Annotated in this window: 23 protein-coding genes; 11 read left to right on the forward strand and 12 right to left on the reverse strand. The window is 66.7% G+C overall.

Features of this window, described 5'->3' with window-relative positions:
* Window positions 1-10: 10 nt before the first annotated feature.
* Both IU448_RS11760 and IU448_RS11765 read left to right on the forward strand, forming a co-directional pair.
* Window positions 11-1,174: a steroid 3-ketoacyl-CoA thiolase gene (locus IU448_RS11760; RefSeq protein ID WP_195055595.1), complete on the forward strand. Its 1,164-nt coding sequence runs from the start codon at window positions 11-13 to the stop codon at window positions 1,172-1,174.
* Between the two features lie 433 nt (window positions 1,175-1,607).
* Complete coding sequence (locus IU448_RS11765; protein ID WP_019044759.1) at window positions 1,608-2,024, forward strand: helix-turn-helix domain-containing protein; 417 nt, start codon at window positions 1,608-1,610, stop codon at window positions 2,022-2,024.
* Between the two features lie 232 nt (window positions 2,025-2,256).
* Here IU448_RS11765 and IU448_RS11770 read toward each other — a convergent pair whose 3' ends face one another.
* The 5 genes from IU448_RS11770 to IU448_RS11790 all read right to left on the reverse strand — a co-directional run bounded on the left by IU448_RS11770 (window position 2,257) and on the right by IU448_RS11790 (window position 7,488).
* Window positions 2,257-3,276, reverse strand: coding sequence for a hypothetical protein (locus IU448_RS11770; RefSeq protein WP_195055596.1), 1,020 nt, complete (start codon window positions 3,274-3,276; stop codon window positions 2,257-2,259).
* Window positions 3,273-3,785 (reverse strand): ImmA/IrrE family metallo-endopeptidase, encoded by a 513-nt coding sequence (locus IU448_RS11775; protein WP_195055597.1) that lies wholly within the window; start codon window positions 3,783-3,785, stop codon window positions 3,273-3,275. The genes IU448_RS11770 and IU448_RS11775 overlap by 4 nt, the downstream gene beginning before the upstream one ends.
* Window positions 3,786-3,790: 5 nt before the next feature.
* Window positions 3,791-4,636: a hypothetical protein gene (locus tag IU448_RS11780; RefSeq protein WP_195055598.1), complete on the reverse strand. Its 846-nt coding sequence runs from the start codon at window positions 4,634-4,636 to the stop codon at window positions 3,791-3,793.
* Between the two features lie 1,090 nt (window positions 4,637-5,726).
* Window positions 5,727-6,638, reverse strand: coding sequence for an SDR family oxidoreductase (locus IU448_RS11785; protein ID WP_195055599.1), 912 nt, complete (start codon window positions 6,636-6,638; stop codon window positions 5,727-5,729).
* A 58-nt stretch (window positions 6,639-6,696) separates the two neighbouring features.
* Window positions 6,697-7,488: an SDR family oxidoreductase gene (locus IU448_RS11790; protein ID WP_195055600.1), complete on the reverse strand. Its 792-nt coding sequence runs from the start codon at window positions 7,486-7,488 to the stop codon at window positions 6,697-6,699.
* A 66-nt stretch (window positions 7,489-7,554) separates the two neighbouring features.
* Between IU448_RS11790 and IU448_RS11795 the strand changes: the two genes are divergently transcribed.
* From IU448_RS11795 to IU448_RS11830, 8 genes are all read left to right on the forward strand, one after another.
* Window positions 7,555-8,319, forward strand: a complete 765-nt coding sequence (locus tag IU448_RS11795; protein WP_195056242.1) for an enoyl-CoA hydratase family protein — start codon at window positions 7,555-7,557, stop codon at window positions 8,317-8,319.
* Between the two features lie 16 nt (window positions 8,320-8,335).
* A complete protein-coding gene (locus tag IU448_RS11800; RefSeq protein WP_195056243.1) occupies window positions 8,336-9,217 on the forward strand; it encodes a CoA transferase subunit A in 882 nt (293 codons plus the stop codon).
* Window positions 9,214-9,972, forward strand: coding sequence for a CoA-transferase subunit beta (locus IU448_RS11805; RefSeq protein ID WP_195055601.1), 759 nt, complete (start codon window positions 9,214-9,216; stop codon window positions 9,970-9,972). The genes IU448_RS11800 and IU448_RS11805 overlap by 4 nt, the downstream gene beginning before the upstream one ends.
* Window positions 9,969-11,051, forward strand: coding sequence for an NAD(P)H-dependent flavin oxidoreductase (locus tag IU448_RS11810; protein ID WP_195055602.1), 1,083 nt, complete (start codon window positions 9,969-9,971; stop codon window positions 11,049-11,051). Before IU448_RS11805 ends, IU448_RS11810 begins: the two co-directional genes overlap by 4 nt.
* 79 nt (window positions 11,052-11,130) lie before the next feature.
* Window positions 11,131-12,021, forward strand: coding sequence for a hypothetical protein (locus tag IU448_RS11815; protein WP_195055603.1), 891 nt, complete (start codon window positions 11,131-11,133; stop codon window positions 12,019-12,021).
* Window positions 12,022-12,130: 109 nt separating this feature from the next.
* Complete coding sequence (locus IU448_RS11820) at window positions 12,131-12,550, forward strand: hypothetical protein (protein ID WP_228812631.1); 420 nt, start codon at window positions 12,131-12,133, stop codon at window positions 12,548-12,550.
* A 98-nt stretch (window positions 12,551-12,648) separates the two neighbouring features.
* Entirely contained in the window at window positions 12,649-13,293 is a 645-nt protein-coding gene (locus tag IU448_RS11825) for a maleylpyruvate isomerase family mycothiol-dependent enzyme (protein ID WP_280459198.1), read from the forward strand.
* A gap of 133 nt (window positions 13,294-13,426) precedes the next feature.
* Window positions 13,427-13,822, forward strand: a complete 396-nt coding sequence (locus IU448_RS11830) for a VOC family protein (RefSeq protein ID WP_195055605.1) — start codon at window positions 13,427-13,429, stop codon at window positions 13,820-13,822.
* A gap of 63 nt (window positions 13,823-13,885) precedes the next feature.
* Here the strand turns inward: IU448_RS11830 and ampC are convergent, their stop codons facing one another.
* Together ampC and IU448_RS11840 are read right to left on the reverse strand one after the other, a co-directional pair.
* Window positions 13,886-15,061, reverse strand: a complete 1,176-nt coding sequence (gene ampC, locus IU448_RS11835; protein WP_416383004.1) for a class C beta-lactamase — start codon at window positions 15,059-15,061, stop codon at window positions 13,886-13,888.
* 190 nt (window positions 15,062-15,251) lie between these two features.
* Window positions 15,252-15,992, reverse strand: coding sequence for a group II truncated hemoglobin (locus IU448_RS11840; RefSeq protein WP_195055607.1), 741 nt, complete (start codon window positions 15,990-15,992; stop codon window positions 15,252-15,254).
* A gap of 53 nt (window positions 15,993-16,045) precedes the next feature.
* On the opposite strand from IU448_RS11840, the gene IU448_RS11845 reads away from it, so the two are divergent.
* Window positions 16,046-16,408: a winged helix-turn-helix transcriptional regulator gene (locus IU448_RS11845; RefSeq protein WP_280459196.1), complete on the forward strand. Its 363-nt coding sequence runs from the start codon at window positions 16,046-16,048 to the stop codon at window positions 16,406-16,408.
* Between the two features lie 110 nt (window positions 16,409-16,518).
* Here IU448_RS11845 and IU448_RS11850 read toward each other — a convergent pair whose 3' ends face one another.
* The 5 genes from IU448_RS11850 to IU448_RS11870 all read right to left on the reverse strand — a co-directional run bounded on the left by IU448_RS11850 (window position 16,519) and on the right by IU448_RS11870 (window position 21,413).
* Complete coding sequence (locus IU448_RS11850) at window positions 16,519-17,460, reverse strand: esterase/lipase family protein (RefSeq protein ID WP_195055608.1); 942 nt, start codon at window positions 17,458-17,460, stop codon at window positions 16,519-16,521.
* A 101-nt stretch (window positions 17,461-17,561) separates the two neighbouring features.
* Complete coding sequence (locus IU448_RS11855; RefSeq protein WP_195055609.1) at window positions 17,562-18,872, reverse strand: MFS transporter; 1,311 nt, start codon at window positions 18,870-18,872, stop codon at window positions 17,562-17,564.
* A complete protein-coding gene (locus IU448_RS11860) occupies window positions 18,869-19,339 on the reverse strand; it encodes a MarR family winged helix-turn-helix transcriptional regulator (protein ID WP_324188573.1) in 471 nt (156 codons plus the stop codon). The genes IU448_RS11855 and IU448_RS11860 overlap by 4 nt, the downstream gene beginning before the upstream one ends.
* A 315-nt stretch (window positions 19,340-19,654) precedes the next feature.
* Window positions 19,655-20,809 (reverse strand): acetyl-CoA C-acetyltransferase, encoded by a 1,155-nt coding sequence (locus tag IU448_RS11865; protein WP_195056247.1) that lies wholly within the window; start codon window positions 20,807-20,809, stop codon window positions 19,655-19,657.
* 43 nt (window positions 20,810-20,852) lie between these two features.
* Window positions 20,853-21,413, reverse strand: coding sequence for a TetR/AcrR family transcriptional regulator (locus IU448_RS11870; protein WP_228812970.1), 561 nt, complete (start codon window positions 21,411-21,413; stop codon window positions 20,853-20,855).
* Between the last annotated feature and the right edge of the window lie 211 nt (window positions 21,414-21,624).

Below are 21,624 nucleotides of genomic sequence, written 5' to 3' on the forward strand. Positions count from 1 at the left end.
AAGGTTCAAGATGGGCACACCCGTTATCGTCGAGGCAGCTCGCACCCCCATCGGTAAGCGCAACGGCTGGCTCTCCGGCCTCCATGCGGCCGAGATCCTCGGTCTCGCCCAGCGCGGACTGCTCGATCGCGCCCACCTCGATCCCGCCAAGGTCGAGCAGATCATCGGCGGCTGCGTCACTCAGGCCGGCGCCCAGTCCAACAACATCACACGCACGGCCTGGCTCGCCGCGGGCCTGCCGTGGCAGGTGGGCGCCACCACAATCGACGCCCAGTGCGGTTCGGCGCAGCAGGCCAACCATCTCATCGCCGGTCTGATCGCCACCGACGCCATCGATATCGGCGTCGCGTGCGGTGTCGAAGCGATGAGCCAGGTGCCACTGGGCGCCAATGTCGGCGACCAGGCCGGCCCGCGGCGCCCCGCTTCCTGGGATATCGATATGCCCAACCAGTTCGAGGCAGCCGAACGAATCGCCAAGCGGCGCGGTATCACTCGCGAGGATGTGGACGCGCTCGGTGTCCGGTCGCAACGGCTGGCCGCCCAGGCCTGGTCCGAAGGGCGCTTCGACCGCGAGGTTCTGACGATCACCGCGCCGGTCGTCGACAAAGAGGGCAACCCGACCGGCGAGAAGCAGGAGGTCAGCCGCGACCAGGGGCTGCGGGAGACCAGCGCCGAGAGCCTGGCCAAATTGAAGCCGGTCCTCGAGGGCGGCATTCACACCGCCGGCACCTCCTCGCAGATCTCCGACGGTGCCGCGGCGGTGCTGCTCATGGACGAGAAAGCCGCCGAGCGTGAAGGATTGCGGCCCCGGGCCCGGGTCGTGACGCAGTGCCTCGTGGGTTCGGAACCGGAGTTCCACCTCGACGGACCGGTGCAGGCCTGCACCCGACTGCTCGAGCGGTCCGGTATGAGTATCGGCGATATCGACCTGTTCGAAATCAATGAGGCTTTCGCCTCTGTGGCGCTGTCGTGGGCTCAGGTTCACCAACCGGATTTCGACCGGGTGAATGTCAACGGCGGCGCGATCGCGCTGGGCCATCCGGTCGGCTCGACCGGCTCCCGCTTGATCACCACCGCCTTGCACGAACTCGAACGGTCGGACCGCAGTACCGCAATGGTTCTCATGTGCGCCGGTGGCGCGCTCGCGACGGGAACGATCATCGAACGGCTCTGACCGTCTACCGAATTCGACGACACCTCCGGCAGATCCGGGGCGTTAGTGCCGCTTCACAGCCGAGCGCTCCGGATCTCCGGGAATTCCACACCGTAGGTTGAACGTTCATCTCAGCGTTCGACAGACGTGTCGTACGACACACAAACTGCTATACACTGCCCTAGAAGGGGCATCAGCAATCCGAAGGCTACTTGCCGAGCGCCCGCACAGACCGCGTCAACGGGCGGCTACCTGGCGGTATCAGCAGTCCACAAGATCCGTGCGGGGTAACCCGCAAACGCGATACCGCGGTCCACTTCCCCGGATACAGACCTAGAAGCTTCAAGGAAATCCTGAATCAGGCGTAGGTTTTCAGTTACTGAGCCGCTAATATCAATGATAGGTATCCGAGATAACGACTGTTAGTACAGTGAAGGGAATTGGGCGGCTCACAATGGCTGATTTCGCGGCGCGGCTGAACAAGCTGTTCGAAACCGTGCATCCCCCGGGGCGTAAGCCGCACACCAATGCAGAGGTAGCGGCCGCACTGACGGCATCCGGTCATCCGATCTCCAAACCGTATCTGTCGCAGTTACGGTCGGGACAGCGGACCAACCCGTCCGATGAGACGGTCGCCGCCCTGGCGAAGTTCTTCAAGGTCAAGCCCGACTACTTCTTCAACGACATCTACGCCGCGAAGATCGACCACGACCTCGAACTCCTGGCGCAGCTGCAGGGTTACGGACTGCGCCGACTGTCCAGCCGGGCCTTCGACCTCTCCGAGGAGTCGCAGAACTTGCTGACCTCGATGGCGGAGAAACTGCGCGCCAGCGAGGGTTTGCCCGAAATTCCTCCGGACGGCACGGAATAGGGCCGGAAACAGGCGCGGTGCGATCCCCCATCGGGGCGCCCCGCGCCTGCACCTGTCCAGGGAAACGTCATACCTGCGGCCGGACAGGGAAGAATTTCCTCCGGCGTCAGTATCGCCAGGCCCCAAGTTCTGCGGTATCCGATAATCACCGTACCGACCACTCGGCATGATTCTCGAGCCGAGCCGAGTGTTATCACAGTGACGTAACGGGCTTACCGCATACGTTGGGCAACTAGCGAGAGACGGGCTCTGGCGTGGCCTGCTCCGGTAGCGCGTCGAAGGCCTGCGCGATCGCCTGGACCCAACCGCGTGGACTGATTCCCGCCGGCGGTGCGATCCACCGGGCGTCCACCACGGCCGGGCCCAGCGGATGCTTGGCCCATTCCGCCACCCGCTCGGCCCGCCGGTCGAGCGCCGCGGGCGGATCACCGGCGGCAGCAATCTCCACACCGCCACCCGACTGCAAATACAGCGCGTCCATGATCTGCGCCACCCGATCCGAGGCCTTGAGCTGGGTGGATGTCCCCGTCTCCTCCTGGACCACCTCCGGGAACCGCTTCACCATCACCTTGTACAGACTCTGCACGCGGCGCAGCAACAACCGTGCCCGCAACCACATCTCGACCACGATCCACACCGCACCGAACCCGATCAGCAGCGCCGCCACCTGCCACAGCGGCCAAGCCCACGCCGGTTGCCCCGCCTCGGCGCCGGGAGCATCGGCGAGGCTCCGCTGGATCTGCCCGGCGGCCAGCCCGATCGCCACTGCGGTCCCGGCTATATAGACGGCGATACCGCGGCCGAGCGCCGTCCAGCTGAGATTACGCAGCCCGGTCACCACCACGAAGAGGCCCGCCGCCGCGACGACGGCCCAGCCGAGGACGAACGACCACAGCAGCGCGCCGGCGATCGCCAGAGCACCGAGACCGTATATCGCCCAGGCGATCTGGCGTAGATTCCGGCGCGAAACCACCGGCCAGGCCGCAGCGGCCACCACCGAGGTAGCGGTGACGAACAGCAACCACGCACCGGTAACCACGCCCTCGGACAGCAAACCGCCACTCAGGCCGGCGGGTCGCAGATTGTCGATCGCCAGGCCCACATCGGGTATCGCCGCAGTACAGGCGAGTGCCACCGCGGCGACGGCGACCACGATCGCCACCCGGGCGGTGGTCGCCGGTTTTACGAGAACCCGCCCCACCCGGGCGCCGGCGGCGACCCAAACCAGGAGGGCGGTCAACCAGAACGTCATCCCAGAGCCTCATCGAATCGAAGGACCGAGACGCCCGCGCCCCGGCTGTTGAAAACGCGCAAACGTGTCATCAGCATGGCGGCGAACGTTTCGGCCTCCCATTCGGCCTGGTCGTTCTCGCCGTCCTCGACCGCGGTCTGATGCGAACGCTGACTCAGCATGTACGCGATCAGTTCGTCGCTCACCTCGAGCGTCACCTCGGTGGCCGGGGCACCCTCGTGGTCGAAGACGATATGGCCCAGCTCATGCGCGAGCGTGTGGTCGCGGCTCGGTAGCGCGCTGGCCAGCACGATGATGTCCTTGGCCGGATAGTAGCGCCGCTGCCCGCAGACACCGGGCCCGAGATCGGCATCGGTGATCTCGATCGGCCGGCCCCGCTCGGCGGCGACCGCGTCCACCACCTGCTCCAGGGTGGTGGCGTCGGCGTCGGCGGCGATCGCGCAGACCGCGTCCACAGCAGCCGCGACGCGGCGATAGGCACGAGTGCTTTGTGTCTTGCTCTGCGTCATCGGAATCACGCACCTGTTCCGAAGAATTCGGACCGCGCGGCGTCGATTCGCGCCTGTGCCTGGGCGGCGCTCTGATAACTCATCACGGCCGAACCACCCCCCGCGATGGCGAGAGCGACGAGCCCGCCGATCACCGACAGCAGTTTCGGCTCGGGCAGCAGACCCTCGGCGCTGGTCGGCCGGATGGTGTGATTCGGCGGCGCGGCGGCCACCGGCGGCGAACTCGGGGCCGGCGCAGGGGCATCGGGCGCCGCGGGAGCCGGCGCGGCAGGAGCGGGCAGGTCCGCGCCGACCGCGACGTCCACCGCGCTCGGCGCATCGGGGCCCGCACCGGCGCCGCCGGGCGCGGGCAAGGCCAGCGGCGGCCCCACCGGGGCCGGCGGTACCGGCGGGAGTGGCAACAGCAGAAGCAGCAATGGGGCGGCCGAACCCACACCGGCCGATCCCAGGGCCGCCGAACCCGTCGCCGCCGAACCCGCGGCGGCCGAACCCGTGGCCGCGGAACCGACTGCGGCCGAACCGAGCGCCGCCGAACCGGTACCGAGCACCCCGACGCCCGCCGAACCGAGCGCCGCCGATCCCGTGCCCAGTACGCCCGCACCGGCGGAACCCACCGCGGCCGAACCCGTTCCGAGCGCGGCGGAACCGGTGCCGAGGCCGGCCGAGCCGGTGACTCCCAGGCCCAACCCGGCCGAACCCACTGCGGCCGAACCGGTCCCGAGCGCGGCCGAACCCGTACCCGCCGCCGCGGAGCCGGTGACGGCCAATGGGGCGAGCGCCGCCGAACCGACGGCAGCCGAACCGGTGCCGAGAATCGTGCCGAGTACGGTGCCGAGGCCGAGCGGGGCCACGGGTTCGGCGACCTCGCCGGGAGCGGGAGCGGCAGGGGCCGCGGAGCCATCTATCGGACCGGTCTCGGTGTAATCGTCGCGACCAGGGATATCCAGGGGTTGCCAGTCCGCGACTTCACCGGACTCCGGCCCACTGCTTCCCGTGCCACCGGGAGCGACCGCCGGGCCGCCCGCCTCCGGAGCGGGAACATGGGCTGGTACGGGTGGAACGGCACCGTGTGCGGGCGCAGGATCACTGGAAGCGCGCCCACCAGCGCTACCGGAACCGAGACCGGGGTGCTCGCCCTCGGCGGCCGCGCCGTTCGGCCGGCCGGGGATCGTGAGAGGTGTACCGGGGCCCTGCTCCGGCCCGGCGTGACCGGGCGGCGTGGCCCCCTGGTCACCGCTTCCGGTCGGCCCCTGCTCCGCTTTGGGCGAGCGGCCCGGTTCGGCGGCTGCGTATCCCGGCCCCCCGAGTAGCGCCAGGCAACCCACTGCCCCGGCTACTGCGAGTAATCGCTTGCTGCGACCAACGGCCATGCGTCAGCCATCCCCTCGATCGATATTGCGGATCTCCCGGTGATGTCGCCTTCCGGGCAGAACGAACAGATGGTTGCCCATCGTAAACCAGGGCTCTGACCGGCGCATAACAAACCCGGGAGACGGCAGCCGCCCCGCGCTTCACCGCAGGTGGAGCCACAGGCCACAGCGGCGAAACAGCTATCCGGGATGGGATTACTCACAGTTACCGGCCGGCGGATCCGGTAACTGAGCCGCTCGCGCATCGGCGGATCCCGGTCGGCGAACACGGCACCGGAGCCTCGGCCGGATCACGAGGTCACCGCTCCTGAACCGAGTCGCTGCGCAGGGCCTCCGGCAGTGGCGACCTTCGGACCTCTCAATCGGGGTTCTTGGGCCCCGAAGCGACTGGGTAACGGCGGTCGGCCACCGTCCACGGAGCTCTTGCCGCTGGTCGACGGTACAGCTGAGCACTACGACCGGTAGCACGATCGTCGCAGGCAGACTCGGTGAGCTGTTTGTTCACCGCGCGCGGGCGAGCCCGGCGGGCGCAGACTCGACTATGCGGCCCGCCGGGCGCTCCGGAGGGGGTCTACGCCCCGTAGACCGGTTCGGGCGGGGTGCCCTTCGAGATCAGTTCTGCGACCACGGTGCCGAGTTCTGCCGGATCCCAGCGGGTTCCGCGATCCACCGGGACACCGTGCCGCCAGCCTTCGGCGAGGGCGATCCGGCCGCCCTCGACCTCGAACATCCGGCCGGTGACCCCGGCCGATTCGGAGCTGCCCAGCCACACCACGATCGGCGAAATGTTCTCCGGCGCCATGGCGTCGAAACCTTCGTCCGGTTTGGCCATCATGTCGGCGAAAACCGTTTCGGTCATCCGAGTGCGGGCCGAGGGCGCGATCGCGTTCACGGTGACGCCGTAGCGGCCGAATTCGGCTGCCGCGGTGAGGGTCAGGCCGGCGATACCCGCTTTGGCGGCGCCGTAGTTGCCCTGGCCGACGCTGCCCTGCAGGCCGGCCCCGGAGCTGGTGTTGATGATCCGGGCGTCGACCGGGCGGCCGGCCTTGGACTCCGCGCGCCAGTACGCAGCGGCGTGCCGCATGGTGGCGAAATGCCCCTTCAGGTGGACCCGGACCACCGAATCCCATTCGTCTTCGGCGAGGTTGACGAGCATGCGGTCACGCACGAACCCGGCGTTGTTGACCAGGACATCGAGGCCGCCGAAGGTGTCCACGGCCTGCTGGATCAGCCGCTGCGAACCGTCCCAGCTCGCCACATCGTCGCCATTGGCGACCGCCTCGCCGCCGGCGGCGCGGATTTCGGAAACGACCTGTTCGGCCGGGGTTTCCGCGGTGGATTCACCGCTGAGGCTGGTGCCGATGTCGTTGACCACCACTTTCGCGCCCGCGGCCGCGAAGGCCAGTGCGTGCGCCCGGCCGATTCCCCGGCCGGCGCCGGTGATGATGACTGTCCGTCCGGCGCAGATGCCCTCGGTTGCCATATCCGTTCCTATCGTCGATGGTCGTAACTGGTGATGTCGCGTCGTGGCGCCGGCCGCGTCAGGGTTTCGTGGGGGAATGGGCGGCGTTGGCGGCCGAGAGGAACGCCGGTGGTTCGCCGCCGCCGTGGATCTGCAGGGTGGCGCCGCTGATGTAGCCGGCGAGCGGGGAAAGCAGGAACGCCACCCCGTTGCCCACGTCGCCGGGCCGGGCCATCCGGCCCATCGGAATGGTCTGCCCGACGGCGGCCACACCGTCGGCGTCGCCGTAGTGCAGTTCGGCGAGTTCGGTTTCCACCGCGCCCACGATCAGCGAATTGATCCGCACCTGCGGCGCCCATTCGGCGGCCAGCGAGACGGTGAGCGCGTCGACCCCGGCCTTCGCCGCACCGTAGGCGGCGGTACCGGGTGAGGGCCGGTGGCCGCTGAGGCTGGAGATATTGACGATCGACCCGCCGGTTTCCTGTTCGCTCATCACCGCGTGCGCCGCCTGCGCGACGTGCAGGGCGGCGAGCAAATTCAATTCGATGATCTTGGTATGGAATTTCGGGCTGGCATCGGCGGCCAGCGCGTAGGGCGCTCCCCCGGCATTGTTGACTGCCGCGTCGAGCCGCCCGTACCGGCGCACGATCTCCGCGATCATCGCCTGGACCGCGTCGGCGTCGCGCACATCGCAGGGCAGGAAGTCGATGGCGCGCCCGTCCACCTCCACCGGCGTTTCTGCCGGTCGGCGCGCGCAGGCCACCACAGTCGCGCCGGCGGTGAGCAGGACCCGGCTGATACCGGCGCCGACACCGCGGACGCCTCCGGTTACCAGAACGACGCGATCGGACAGGTCGATTTCGAGTGCCACCGTGTTAACCTACCAAGCAATTGCTTGCTTAGCCAAGATGCTCGAGAATGCGAGATGGGATACGCGATGGGGATCACCCGCCATTCGGAATCCGCCGGTATCGCCGTGGTCACGGTCGACTATCCGCCGGTCAACGCCATACCCTCGGACGGCTGGTTCGCCCTCGCCGACGAGATCCGCGCCGCCGGGCGCGACCCGCAGACCCGGGTGGTGGTACTGCGCGCGGAGAACCGGGGCTTCAACGCCGGCGTGGACATCAAGGAAATGCAGCGCACACCGGGCCACCAGGCGCTGATCGACGCCAACCACGGCTGCTTCGAAGCCTTCGCCGCCGTCTACGACTGCCCGGTCCCGGTCGTCACCGCGGTCCAGGGCTTCTGCCTCGGCGGCGGTATCGGCCTGGTCGGTAACTCCGACATCATCATCGCCTCCGAGGACGCCACCTTCGGTCTCCCCGAGGTCGACCGCGGCGCGCTCGGCGCGGCCACCCACCTTTCCCGGTTGGTGCCCCAGCACCTGATGCGCGCGCTGTTCTTCACCGCGAGCACAGCCACCGCCCAGCAGCTGCACCACTACGGCTCGGTACTGAAGGTGGTCCCCCGCGACGAACTCGACGCCGCGGCACTCGAGGTCGCCAAGGATATCGCCGCCAAGGACGGCCGCGTGATCCGCGCCGCCAAACGCGCGCTCAACGGTATCGATGTACAGGATGTGCACCGCAGCTACCGCTACGAGCAGGGGTTCACCTTCGAACTGAACCTCTCCGGCGCCTCGGACGAAATCCGGGATCGTTTCGATGAAGACCTGGCAGCGCAGAAGGACAAGAACTGACATGGAGCGGAAAACCATGCGAGACAAGCGGAAAACGCTGGACGAGATCGTCGGCGAACTGCGCAGCGGAATGACCATCGGCATCGGCGGCTGGGGCTCGCGGCGGAAACCGATGGCCCTGGTACGGGCGCTGCTGCGGTCCGATGTCACCGACCTCACCGTCGTCACCTACGGCGGCCCCGACCTCGGCCTGCTGCTGTCGGCCGGCAAGGTCCGCAAGGCCTACTACGGTTTCGTCTCCCTCGACTCGGCCCCCTTCTACGATCCCTGGTTCGCCAAGGCACGCACCTCCGGGCAGATCGTGGCCCGCGAGATGGACGAGGGCATGCTCAAATGCGGCCTGGAAGCGGCCGCGGCGCGACTGCCGTTCCTGCCGATCCGCGCGGGTCTCGGCTCGGACGTGCCGAATTTCTGGGACGGCGAACTGAAAACCGTCACCTCGCCCTACCCGGGCCCGGACGGCAAATCCGAAACCCTGCTCGCCATGCCCGCACTGAACCTGGACGCCGCGCTGGTGCACCTGAACCTCGGTGACGCGCACGGGAACGCCGCCTACCAGGGTGTCGATCCCTATATGGACGACCTGTTCTGCATGGCCGCCGAAAAGCGCTACCTGTCGGTCGAGCGCATCGTGGACACCGAGGAACTGGTGAAAACCGTTCCACCGCAATCGCTGCTACTCAACCGCATGCTCGTCGACGCGGTGGCCGAAGCGCCGGGCGGCGCGCATTTCACCCTCGGCGGAGAAAGCTACGGGCGCGACGAGAAGTTCCAGCGCCACTACGTCGAATCGGCCAAGTCGCCGGAAACCTGGCAGACCTTCGTCGACACCTACCTCAGCGGCTCCGAGGACGACTACCAGGCCGCCGTCGCGCGATTCAAGGAGGAGCAGTCGTGACCAGCACCGAAACCATCACCCGGGCCGAGGTGTGCGCGGTCGCCTGCGCCGAGATCTTCCGCGATGCCGGGGAGATCTTCGCCAGCCCGATGACGCCGATGGCCCAGTTGGGCGCCCGGCTCGCGAAACTCACCTTCGAACCCGATCTGCTGCTCTCCGACGGCGAGGCGTTCTTCCTCGCCGAAACCCCGCCCATCGGCGGTAAGGCCCCGATCGAGGGCTGGATCCCGTTCCGCCGGGTCTTCGATGTGCTGGCCTCGGGCCGCCGCCACGTAGTGATGGGCGCCAACCAGATCGACCGCTTCGGCAACCAGAACCTCTCCGCCTTCGGCCCGCTCCAGCAGCCGACCCGGCAGATGTTCGGTGTCCGCGGTGCGCCCGGGAATACGATCAACCACCCGACGAGCTACTGGGTCGCGCGGCACACCAGGCGGGTGTTCTGCGAGAAGGTAGATATCGTCGCCGGTATCGGCTACGACAAGATCGACCCCGAGAACCCCGCCTACCGGTTCATGAAGGTCCACCATGTGGTGACCAACCTGGGTGTTTTCGATTTCGGCGGACCCGGTAACACCATGCGGGCGCTGAGCCTGCACCCCGGCGTCACCGCCGAAGAAGTCGCGGAGAACACCTCGTTCGAAATCGCCGACCTGGGCACCGCCGGCGAAACCCGGTTGCCGAGCACCGAGGAACTGCGGATCATCCGCGAGGTCCTGGATCCCAAGAAGATCCGCGATAAGGAGGTCCCGCAGTGACACCCCGGCTGCGGACTCCGCTGACCGAACTCGTCGGGATCGAACATCCCGTCGTGCAGACCGGTATGGGCTGGGTGGCGGGCCCGAGCCTCGTTTCGGCCACCTCCAACGCGGGCGGTCTGGGCATTCTCGCCTCGGCCACCATGACCTACGACGAACTCGAAACGGCCATCGCCAAAACCAAGGCGCAGACCGATAAACCGTTCGGTGTGAACATCCGCGCCGACGCCTCCGACGCACCCGAGCGGATCGACCTGCTGATCCGCGAGAACGTGAAAGTTGCCTCGTTCGCGCTGGCGCCGAAGAAAGATCTCATCGCCAAGCTGAAAGATGCCGGCGTGGTGGTGATCCCGTCGATCGGCGCCGCCAAGCACGCGGTGAAGGTCGCATCGTGGGGCGCGGACGCCGTGGTCGTCCAGGGCGGTGAAGGCGGCGGGCACACCGGCCCCGTCGCAACCACCCTGCTGCTGCCGTCGGTACTGGACGCCGTCGATATCCCGGTCGTCGCGGCCGGCGGTTTCTACGACGGACGCGGCCTGGCCGCCGCCCTCGCCTACGGTGCCGCCGGCGTCGCCATGGGCACCCGGTTCCTGCTCACCCAGGAGAGCAGCGTCCCGGATTCGGTGAAACAGGAGTACCTGCGCCGACAGCTCGGCGAAACCGTGGTGTCGACGAAGGTCGACGGTATGCCGCACCGGGTGCTCAACACCGAACTCGTGCAGAAGCTGGAGGGTTCGGGCCGTATCCGCGGGCTCACCGCGGCGGTCGGCAACGCGACCAAGTTCAAGAGTATGACCGGCATGAAATGGTCGACCCTCGTCCGCGACGGCCTGGCCATGCGCAAGGCCAAGGACCTCACCTGGTCGCAGGTCATCATGGCGGCCAACACGCCGATGCTGCTGCGTGCCGGCCTGGTCGAAGGCAATACCGAAGCCGGTGTGCTCGCGGCCGGTCAGGTGAGCGGCATCCTGGACGATCTGCCGACCTGCCAGGAACTCATCGACCGGGTCGTCACGGACGCGGTCGCCCGGATCGGCACCCTCGCCGCCCTCCCTCAGAGAGCCGAATCGGCAGGCTGACCGAAGTGAACCCGTGGCCCGCCCCCGACTGTGGGGCGGGCCGCGTTTTTTGTCGGTACCGATCACTACCTTGCCTCTCATGCCCTCGACCCCGCATGAAGTGGTGATCGACATGTTCACGGAGAGACCGGATCTGGTCCCTCCGCTACTATCCGCGCTCGGCTGCGAGCTACCCGACTACGAGACCGTGAAAACCCGATCGGAGCGAGCCGCGGTCGTCGCGCCCACCGAGTACTACGCCGACGCGGTAGTGGCGTTCGAGCGCGGCGGTGCGACGGTGCTGGCAGTAGTGGTGGAGATCCAGCTACGCCGCGACCCGGACAAACTGTGGTCCTGGCCGGTGTACACGGCGTCGCTGCGGGCACGGATGAAATGCCCGGTGTTGCTGCTGATCGTCTGCCCGGACAATCGCACGGCGAAATGGGCGGCCCAGCCGCTGGCATTCGGGTACGGCAGCCCATCCACCACCTTGTGCCCGCTGGTCCTGGCCCCTTCCTCGGTTCCGGTGGTCACCGATCCGGCTGTAGCGACCGAACTGCCGGAGCTGGCCGTGTTGTCCGCGGTGGCCCACCCCCAACACCCCGACCACACCGAGATCTGGCAGGCATTGGCCGCCGGTTTCCGAACTCTCGGCGAAGACCCCGCCCTGCGATACCATGATTTCATCCTGACGATGTTGCCGCGTGCTGTTCGTCCTGCTTGGGAGGCGTTTATGTCCACCGGTCTGCGTGACTACAACTTCACCAGCGATTTCGCCCGCAAGTACCTCGCCGAAGGTCGAGCCGAAGGTCGAGCCGAAGGTCGAGCCGAGGGCGAAGCCAAATCGATCCTGACCGTCCTCGACGCCCGCGGAATCGAAGTACCGGACCAGGTGCGGAAAACGATCACCTCCTGCGACGACCTCGACCAACTGCAGAAATGGCTGCGACGAGCCCTGGAAATCAACCGCGCCGACGAACTGCTCGCATGACGATCCGAACGGAGTTTCGGTCGTTCCCGTAACTCCCATCGAGGTACATATCCACCTGCACGTTGCATAAGCAGACCAACTCAGCGATGTTCCGGCTCCCCGACATGGTGTGGTAAACCCAGGCCAGGTCGGGGAGCTCGGTGCCGCTGACCCCGATGCCCCGGTCGTCGCCATAGCCTTCGTACGGGCAGCGGGCCCCACCACTCCCACGACAGTGCACCCGGCACCGAGCCAGAACGGCAGCGAGATGCGTGACTACAACTTCACCAGCGACTTCGCCCGCAAGTACCTCGCCGAAGGCCGAGCCCAGTTTCGAGCCAAGGGCGAAGCCGAAGGTCGAGCCATATCGATCCTGACCGTCCTCGACGCCCGCGGAATCGAAGTACCGGACCAGGTGCGGGCAACGATCACCTCCTGCGACGACCTCGACCAACTGCAGAAATGGCTGCGACGAGCCCTGGAAATCAACCGCGCCGACGAACTCCTCGACGGTTCGGGCGGTGCCGCCACCGGTCGCGGCGCCGTGTGACCGGACCTCGAGCCCGGTCGATTGTTGATTCAGCGATGAGTTTCGGACTCGCTGCGCGTCCTATTCGGCAGACGCGTTGGTCGAGCGAAGGAGAGACCGTGGCGAAGGACGTTTGGTCGAGGGTGCACGCCGAGCGGGCAGCACTGATCGCCGACCTGACGAATCTCGATGACGAGCAGTGGGGAACGCCGTCGTTGTGTGACGGGTGGACGGTGCAGGATGTGGCCGCCCACCTGGTCGATAGTGCTCGGGCGACGCGCCTGGGTTTCGCGGTCGACCTCGTCCGGTCGCGGTTCGACTTCCACCGTTTGAACGCACGCGGTGTACAGCGCGAGCGCGGTGCCTCGCCGCAGGAAACGCTGGATCGGCTTCGCCAGGTCGCAATGCGGCGTTCGGCCCCTCCGACACCGCTGGACAGCAGACTCGTCGAGGAGATCGTCCACGGTGAGGACATACGCCGGCCCTTGGGACTTTCCCGCTCCTATCCACAGGACGCCGTTGCCCGAGCGCTGGGCTTGCAGGCTCGCACCCCAGTGTCCTTCGGCGGAGCCAAAGAGCTGGTGACCGGGATCCGGGTGGCATCAGCAGACGCCGACCTGTCGATCGGGGACGGTCCGGAAGTGAGTGGAACCGCACTGTCGCTGCTCCTGGCCATCTCCGGACGACGGGGAGCACTGGAGGAACTACACGGGCCCGGAGTCGCCACGTTGACCGACCGGCTACACAACGGCCGGAAACTCTGAGATTCTGTCACGGGCGAAGCCATGGCGGGCATCATAATCGAATGATATTGCTGCATAACTTTTTCTGGCCGGTCTTGTTCCGTGGTGGCGGACATGCCTTGGCCGAAAAACAGTCGATCAGTAGATTTCGGAGATGCCTCTAGGACACATCGGCGTCAACGTCACCGATCTCAATGCGGCCCGCGCGTACTACGACAAGGTCATGCCGCTGCTCGAGTACGAACCCTTCCTGGCCGACGATACGCAGTTCGCATACCGGCCCGCAGGCGGGAAGGTCGGAACGTACGTGTTCTTCTATCCGGCCTCCGGACCCGGTTACCGGCCCGGTAGCGCCGGATTGCAGCACCTGGCGTTCATGGTGCGCACCCGCGCCGAAGTCGACAGCGTGCATACCTGGGTATTATCGCGTGGCGACGAAATCATCCACGCCCCACGAGAATTTCCGCAGTACCCGCCACCCTATTACGCCACCTTCTGGACCGGGTATGACGGCATCATGCTCGAAGCGGTCTGCCACAAGGAGTTCTGACAATCGGGGCCGCCTCGAGCTGAGGGCGCCACGGGGGCTATGCCGGCCGGACCGGTCTCGGGGTTATGCCGTCTGCGTTGAAAGCTGCTGCAGAACGGCGTGGGCTGCGGCAACACGTGCGGCGATGGGAAAGTTCTTGTTCGCAAGCACGACAATACCGATCCGTTCCTCGGGCACGAAAGCGGCGTATGCGCCGAACCCGCCAGTGGAGCCGGTCTTGTTGAACAAGGTCGGACGCGATGGCGATTGCGGAGTGACGGACGTGGCCGGATTGGGCTTCATAGCCGCGACGGAGTTTCCGGCCTGTAACCGATCCAGGCCGACGGGGTACGGGTATTGCTCCCAGCCGAGCCCCTGGACCATAGGGCCGACCTCGAAGTATCCGATATGCGTTCCCTCGACGGCATCGCGCAGCGGCGGTTCGAGGGTATCGGGCGCGATATTGGCCTCGATGAACCGCAGCATATCGACGGCAGAGGTTTTGACGCCGTAGGCTTCGGCATCCAAAACGCCCGGGTTCACCCGGACCGGCGCATTGTCCTTGCCATATCCCCATGCGTAATTGTCCATCTGGTCTTTCGGGACGTCGATGTAGCTATGGGACAGTCCCAGATCAGGAAAGAGCTGCCCTTGGAGCAGATCAGTGAAATCCCCGTCCATCGCGAGGGCCGTGAGATGGCCCAGCAGACCGATGCTGGGGTTCGAGTACCGGCGCTGCCGGCCGGGAACGGCGTCGGGCGACCACCGCTGGAAGTAGCCCGGCATCTGGGCGTTGTCGATGACTTCGGGCGGAAACTGCAGAGGCAGCCCACCAGCCGTATAGGTTGCCAAGTTCAGCAGTGTGGCCTTGTCGATGGCATGTCCGGCCAATTGCGGCAGGTAGGTACTGGGGTGATCGTCGAGCGAGATCCGGCCGAGTACTTGCGCGTAGGACGCCAGTGTGGCGGTGAATGTCTTGCTGATCGAACCGATCTCGAAAAGGGTGTCGGGTGTCACGGGAGCACCGCTTTGCCGGGAGGCAACACCATAACTGAAGTAGTGTTCGTCGCCGTCGACCGTCACTGCTACGGCCATACCGGGCACGTCGTACTCGGCCATGAGCGGTTGAAACGCATCGTCCACAGCGCTCGCGAGGGCAACCGATCGGCCGGTGCAGGCGGTCACGCCGGCGAGCGTGCAGCAGAGGGCGATCACCATGAGTAACCGGGTGATAGTCCGCAATCGACGTCGTCCCTTCATACTGCGAGCCTGCCTCGCCACACCGCCTCGACGGATGGCAGCCTCAGGGGCAAGCGAACTCGCCGGCGGCGACGCCTTCGCGAAAGCGACCCATTCGTCACAGTTGTACACCAGCGCCACACCGGCTCCGGTGATTGTGGCTCAGCCACGGCTGGGCACTGGATAGTCCGGCCGTAGCGCAGTGACGCGATCAAGTTCGCGGCCAGGGGCGCACTTCGCCCCAGCCCCAGGTAGGCATGGGTTCGGCTACGGAGTCCGGGGCGTCCGCTCCGGAGAACAGCGTCGCCATGCGGGTTCCCCATTCCAGATATCCCACGAAGGCCGACCGGAACTCGGCGTCGGCGGGTAGCCCGACCTTGTCGGCGGTATCGAGCAGCAGGCTCGTCCAGCGCTGCCGTTGTTCCTCGGTCAACTCCCGGCCGCGGTGCCGGGAGACCATGTGCTGGTGTCCGCCGTGCCGTTCCGAATAGACAGCGGGGCCGCCGAAGACCTCGCCCAGCCAGGCGGCCACATGCTTCGGATGATCGGGGTGCATGCCCGCGAACACCGGTGCCAGCACCGTGTCCTCGTCGACACGGCGATAGAAGGTGACGAACAGGTTCTCGAATGCCTCGGCGCCACCGGCCCATTCGTACAGCGACGGCACCAGCGCGACCGGCTCGTAGTGCCGCATCTCCTCGATATCGCTGACGTAGTCCTTGATCTCGGCGAAGAATGCCCGGAATTCTGGGCTGCCGCGGAACTTCTCCAGGTGATCACCGGCCGAAGTCCAGGTCAGCTGGAGGATGTACACCTCCGGTTCCTCGGCACACCGCGCCAGGTCATAGGTCCGGCAGTAGGGCGAGGACTGCAGGGCCACCGCCGCCCGCCGGTACGCGGCCTCGAATGCCGCCGAATCGGCGACGCGGTACCGGATGTACTCGATGATCATGGTTCCAGTCGACCCGCTTGGCGGCGCGAGCACAAGTACGTACTTTATGGTGCGTGAGCGTGCAACGGGCCGGCTATTCCTGCCCGGTCGAACTGGCGGTGGATACTATCGGCGGGAAGTGGGCGGTAGTCGTCCTCGGCCATTTGAAAGAGCGTCCGTTGCGCTACGGCGAGTTACGGCGTCGCGTAGCGGGCATCACGGAGAAGATGCTCACGCAGCGGCTACGCGAACTCGAAGCCGCGGGACTCGTCGAGCGCACCGTCCACGACGGTGTGCCCGCTGCCGTGACCTACCGGCTCGCCGATCCGGAACTGCGGCCGGTACTCCAGGCGCTCTACGACTGGGGCGGTGCACTGGCAGCTCGTCGCAATATTTCGATCGGCCCGGTGGAGACCGGATCTGCTGCACCGGACTGAATCGGATTGCGCACGCTGCCGGGTGCTGTCCCGTCCTCTCATCCGAACGGAATTCTCGGTCGCTTCGGGAGTTCGCGGCCGATGATCGGCGCGATTCGGCGGGCCGGCTCTCAGAAAGGCGCACCCGAGAATGGGGCTGCGCGATCGCACGGTACGGGTTGCCGATGTTCGGGGTCGAGGGCGTTGAGGACGAAATAGGCCGCTCGGCGGGATCCGGCGATTCCCGCGTGCTCCGTGTAGTCGACCGGGCAGCCTTCTTGGACCACGATATTTCGGACATTGCTGCCGCCTGGCTGGAGACCGGAGGTGTAGGGGACGATGAGCTCGTCGTATTGCGTGGCGATATTGGTGTATTCGATCTCGGGCAGGTAGTGCCCGCCCGCGCGGATCGCCTGCATGAACGCCGAACCGGGGTCCAGTTGCAGGCATGCGTGACAGATCGGGAAATTCTCCGGTTGTACGCCGAGCCGCCGGGCGGTTTCGGAAATGACATCCGCACCGGCCACCGTGGTGCCGTTCCAGGCGGGAGCCAGCGAGACGTACTTGTCGATCTTGTCTCGGCCGCCGAGGTACTTCGCGTAGTACGCCGGCATCACCGTGCCCTGCGAATGGCCGACGATATCCACCTCGGACGCACCGGTGGCGGCGAGAACACCGTCGACGAACACGCCCAACTGGCGGGCGCTCTCGGTGATCTCGCCCATTCCGCCGACGGCCGTAACCGGCCACGGCAGACCGGCCGGCGCACCGTAGGTGATCGAGAATACGCAGTACCCGGCATTTTTCAGCAAAGGAACGTAGGCACCCCAGTTGGTCTGTTGCGACCCGCCCGTGCCGTGAACCAGGACCACCGGGTCGGGATGGGTCGGTGAAGGGACACATCCGTAGTCGTTGGAACCGGGCAGTGAGCCCCCGGGGTTCGCGAGTTCGGGTCCGATTCCGGCGAAGAAATTGAACTCGACGGGAAGTTCGTCCGCGGCGGCCGGGCCGGCTCCGGCGGCCACCGCCAGCCCTGTCACGACCGCACCGACGACTGCCAGCAGCTTCCTCATGTGCGGAACCTAGCAAATGCTTGGTGCGTCCGGGCTGGTTTTCGATGCGAAAAGCAGGCCCCGCCGATGGGCGGGGCCTGCCGATGGACCTCTCGTGAAGGTCAGTCTCCAACCGTCACAGCTTGCGCTTCCTCCACGCTGTGCGGGGCGGGATCGTGATCGTCGATATGCGCGAGAGCGCTCCGGCCGACCAGCAGCACCACCACACCTACGGCGGTACAGGCGGCGCCGACCCAGAACGGCAGGGAGATGCTGGTTTCGCCGAGTTTTCCTGCCAGCCACGGTGCGGCGGCGCCGCCGGCGAAGCGGACGAAACTGTAGGCAGCGGATGCGGTGGAGCGTTCCACCGGTGCCGAGATCATGACGGCCTCGGTGATCAGGGTGTTGTTCACACCGAGGAACAGTCCGGCGACGACCACTCCGACGATCAGCACCGGCTTGTGCTCGGCGAACAGTGCCATCACCGCCAGATCGGCGGCGAACAGTCCGACCGCGAGCGCGATCATCGGCAGCGTCCCGAAACGGGCCTGCAGTTTCGGGGCTACGAACACCGAGGAGATCGCGAGCAGGATGCCCCAGCCGCAGAAGATGAATCCGATGGCGTAGGTGCCCATATCCAGCGGGAACGGAGTGTAGGCGAGCAGGGTGAAGAAGCCGAAGTTGTACAGCAGCGCGGTGATGCTCACAACGAGCAGCCCGCGATGGCGCAGCGCCTTGAAGGGGGCTGCCAGCGAGGTCGGTTTCGCGGCACGCGGACCGTCGGGGAGGAGTACGACGATGGCGACGAGCGCGATGGCCATCAGCACCGAGACACCGAAGAACGGCCCACGCCAGCTGATTCCGCCCAGCAAACCACCTACCAGCGGTCCGGTGGCGATACCGATACCGAGTGCGGCCTCGTACAGGATGATCGCCCGCGCGACTCCACCGGTCGCGGAGCCGACGATGGTGGCGAGCGCGGTGGCGATGAACAGCGCGTTGCCCAGCCCCCAGCCGGCGCGGAAGCCGACGATCTGCCCGACCGTATCCGACAGTCCGGCCGCCGCCGCGAAGACGATGATCAAGGCCAGCCCGGCCAGCAATGTTTTCTTCGCGCCGAACCGGCTGGAGATCACGCCGGTGACGAGCATCGCGACGCCGGTGACGAGCATATAGCTGGTGAACAGCAGCGATACCTGCGATGGGGAGGCGTTGAGCTGTTCGCCGATGGGCTTGAGGATCGGATCCACCAGGCCGATGCCCATGAACGCGATAACGCTGGCGAAGGCGACCGCCCACACCGCTTTCGGCTGCCTGTCCGGTTTGCCCTGGCGATCGGGTGCGGAGCCTGCGTGCTTGTGCAGCGCTGACGCCGCCGGGCCTGGTCCGCTCGTAGCGTCCGGCGTGGTGGCCGTCCGGGTGGAGTTGCTCATCGATGTTTCCTCGGTTGCGTGTGGTTTCCTGTCGTTTCGCGGATCACCGCCAGTAGTTCCCGCAGGTCGGCGGCGAGTCCGGTGAGTCGTTCGGCATCGAATCCCGGTAGCGGGTCCGGCAATGCTGCACGGATGGCCGCGCGGGACGCGGCGAGCCGGGCCCGCCCCGTCGGGGTGAGTTCGACGACCACGGCCCGGGAATCGTCCGGATCGCGGCGACGGGAGACATAGCCTTCCCGCACCAGCCGGGCGATGAGCGTGGTCGCCGTGGGTTGCGAGGTGCGGTCGATTCGGGCGAATTCGCTGATACGCAGCGGACCGCGCTCTTCGAGTGCCGCCAGCGCCCGCACGGTGGCATGCGGCAGAATCTCGGCGCTGAGCATTCCCGCCGCGCGCGTGAGCCGACCCGCGGTGACCAGTAGATCGACGACACTGTCGTCCACATCGGTACCGCGGTTCGGCTGCACCCCGATATTATTACATAGGCTAACTATTTATTTCCAGGCCCGTCACGGGGATACACGACACACCACCTGTCCCGTACAACCGAGGCGGCCTGAGTGATCAGTGGCGCCGGCGGCAAGGGTTGCGCCTGTTGTGGCGCTTGCCGGCAAAGCGCCACAACAGAGCACCGGCCGGAAACAGAAAGACCTCCGGTAACCGCCCGTAGGGGCCGATTACCGGAGGTCTTTTCCCGCGTACCGCCGCGACCTCGAGTCCGCGCTCCGGCCGCGGACGGGGTAGCCCCCGCCGGGAGATCCCGCGCTAGCTCCGCGCAGCGATCACCGCTCGATACGCTCGATGATGGTCGCGTTCGCCGTACCGCCGCCTTCACAGATGGTCAGCAGACCGTAGCGGCCGTTGATCCGCTCCAACTCGTTGAGCAGGGTCGCGAACAGCTTCGCGCCGGTCGCCCCGAGCGGATGGCCGAGGGCGATCGCGCCGCCGTTGACGTTCACCTTCTCCGGATCGGCGCCGGTCTCCTTCAACCAGGCCAGAACCACGGGAGCGAAGGCCTCGTTGATCTCGATCGCGTCGATATCGTCGATGCTCAAGCCGGTCTTCTCCAGCGCGAACTTGGTCGCCGGGATGGGCGCGGTGAGCATGTAGAGCGGATCGGCGCCGCGGGCGCTGACGTGGATAATGCGGGCGCGGGGGGTCAGGCCGTATTCCTCGACCGCCCATTCCGAGGCCAGCAGGGTCGCGCTGGCGCCGTCGGAGATCTGCGAGGCCACCGCCGCGGTCAGCGGGCTGCCCTCCTCCAGAGCCGGTAGCGTTGCCATCTTCTCCAGGCTGGTTTCGCGCGGCCCCTGATCGATCCAGAAATCGCCGACCGGCACGATTTCTTTGTCGAACCGGCCGGCCTTGATGGCGGCGCGGGCCCGTTCGTGGCTGCGCAGCGCCCAGCGTTCCATATCCTCGCGGCTGATCCCCCACTTCTCGGCGATCATCTGCGCGCCGCGGAACTGGGACACCTCCCCGGTGCCGTACCGGTGATCCCAGCCCTTCGCGCCGACGAACGGGGAATCGAAACCGTATTCCTTACCGGCGAGCATGGCCGCGGAGATCGGGATGGCGCTCATGTTCTGCACCCCACCGGCCACGATCACCTCGGCGGTACCGCTCATGATCGCCTGAGCGCCGAAGTTGATCGCCTGCTGGCTGGACCCGCACTGCCGGTCCACCGTCACACCGGGCACTTCCTCGGGGTATCCGGCGGCCAGCCACATGGTCCGGCCGATATTGCCGGCCTGCGGGCCGACGTTGTCGACGCAGCCGACGATCACATCGTCGACATTCGCCGGATCGATCGGGTTACGCGACATCAGGCCCTGCAACGCGGCCGCACCGAGATCGGCTGGATGGACCTCGGCCAGCGCGCCACCGCGCTTACCGACCGGGGTGCGCACCGCGTCGACGACATAGGCCTCGCGCAGCGGCGTGTAGGGGCGGCGGGCGGCTGTAGCCATGGGTTTTCTCCTAATCGGTATGGCCCGGCACGGTGAGCCCGTCGAGCACAATGGTGAGGTACTGCTTGGCGAGGGTGTCGACAGTGACCGATCCGCCACCCGGTTGATACCAGCGCACCGCCACCCAGACGGTGTCGCGCAGGAACCGGTAGGCCAGATCGATATCGAGTTCGGGGCGGAAGCTGCCGTCGGCTACACCGCTGGAGAGCACGCGCCGCCACAGTTCCCGGAATTCGCGGTTGTATTCGCCGATATAGGCGAAACGTTCGGAGCTCTGCAGCCGTTTGGCTTCGGACTGGTAGATGGCGACCGCGGCATGCGAACGATCGATCGCCTCGTAGGAGGCCAGCACCAGAGCTTCCAGGGTGGCGCGGGCGCTCAGGCCCGCGTCGGCGATTTCGCGGTAGCGGCCGAAGAGTTCGTCGAGGAACCCGCGCAGGATCTCGTCTACCATTCCCTCTTTCGACGAAAAGTGGTGATAGAGACTGCCGGAGAGGATCCCGGCCGCGTCGGCGATATCTCGTACCGTGGTCGCGCGCACGCCCCGTTCGGCGAACAGCTCGGCCGCCATCTCGAGGAGTTCGGTTCGCCGGGCCGATTTGGTGGGGTCGGGTGCGGTCACCCGGCCATAATACAACCAAGCATTTGCTTGGGTCCATGGTACCGCGAAACGCGACGGGCCCGGACTTTCCGGCTCCCCCCTCATGAATCGGAGCCGGACCCGCCGGGCCCGATACGTGGAAGAGCACGACCGCACTACTTTCCGATCTGATTGGACGCGC

It is taken from the genome of Nocardia flavorosea (assembly GCF_015477805.1).
GTDB lineage: Bacteria > Actinomycetota > Actinomycetes > Mycobacteriales > Mycobacteriaceae > Nocardia > Nocardia flavorosea_A.

Coding starts and splice junctions, on each gene's coding strand:
- IU448_RS11760 (WP_195055595.1), top strand. CDS start 11: ATGGGCACACCCGTTATCGTCGAGGCAGCTCGCACCCCCATCGGTAAG.
- IU448_RS11765 (WP_019044759.1), top strand. CDS start 1,608: ATGGCTGATTTCGCGGCGCGGCTGAACAAGCTGTTCGAAACCGTGCAT.
- IU448_RS11770 (WP_195055596.1), bottom strand. CDS start 3,276: ATGACGTTCTGGTTGACCGCCCTCCTGGTTTGGGTCGCCGCCGGCGCC.
- IU448_RS11775 (WP_195055597.1), bottom strand. CDS start 3,785: ATGACGCAGAGCAAGACACAAAGCACTCGTGCCTATCGCCGCGTCGCG.
- IU448_RS11785 (WP_195055599.1), bottom strand. CDS start 6,638: ATGGCAACCGAGGGCATCTGCGCCGGACGGACAGTCATCATCACCGGC.
- IU448_RS11795 (WP_195056242.1), top strand. CDS start 7,555: ATGGGGATCACCCGCCATTCGGAATCCGCCGGTATCGCCGTGGTCACG.
- IU448_RS11800 (WP_195056243.1), top strand. CDS start 8,336: ATGCGAGACAAGCGGAAAACGCTGGACGAGATCGTCGGCGAACTGCGC.
- IU448_RS11815 (WP_195055603.1), top strand. CDS start 11,131: ATGCCCTCGACCCCGCATGAAGTGGTGATCGACATGTTCACGGAGAGA.
- IU448_RS11830 (WP_195055605.1), top strand. CDS start 13,427: ATGCCTCTAGGACACATCGGCGTCAACGTCACCGATCTCAATGCGGCC.
- ampC (WP_416383004.1), bottom strand. CDS start 15,061: ATGAAGGGACGACGTCGATTGCGGACTATCACCCGGTTACTCATGGTG.
- IU448_RS11840 (WP_195055607.1), bottom strand. CDS start 15,992: ATGATCATCGAGTACATCCGGTACCGCGTCGCCGATTCGGCGGCATTC.
- IU448_RS11850 (WP_195055608.1), bottom strand. CDS start 17,460: ATGAGGAAGCTGCTGGCAGTCGTCGGTGCGGTCGTGACAGGGCTGGCG.
- IU448_RS11855 (WP_195055609.1), bottom strand. CDS start 18,872: ATGAGCAACTCCACCCGGACGGCCACCACGCCGGACGCTACGAGCGGA.
- IU448_RS11870 (WP_228812970.1), bottom strand. CDS start 21,413: ATGGCGGCCGAGCTGTTCGCCGAACGGGGCGTGCGCGCGACCACGGTA.